1 protein-coding gene is annotated in these 284 nt (G+C 40.1%); it reads left to right on the forward strand.

The features are described from left to right. Window positions 1–57: 57 nt before the first annotated feature. Window positions 58–284: hypothetical protein (locus SB773_RS31165; RefSeq protein ID WP_410594140.1), on the forward strand; the 227-nt coding region annotated here is incomplete at its 3' end.

Raw genomic sequence — 284 nt, forward strand, 5'->3', positions numbered from 1 at the left:
TGGGCAAATCGTGGAGAATTTTTTTTTCATTTTTGCAGGGATTTTTGGGTGGCGAAATTGCAGATCAGATCTGTAGGTTTTGGTGCTAGATCTGCAGAATCTAATTGCAGACCTGTATTCTTTGGGAAAAAACATCCGATTTCAAAAAAAAATCGGTCGAATCGGAGCCCGGAAGAAGGAGATATTGCTGATTTATCAGATGATGAGCAGCTGATGGTCGACAATCAAACACAAACAGAAATATTCTGGGTTAGATCTACAACACTGCGAGTTCTTGAGACCTT

The sequence above is a fragment of the Bacillus sp. SIMBA_074 genome, from assembly GCF_046534555.1.
GTDB classification, from domain to species: domain Bacteria; phylum Bacillota; class Bacilli; order Bacillales; family Bacillaceae_G; genus Bacillus_A; species Bacillus_A mycoides.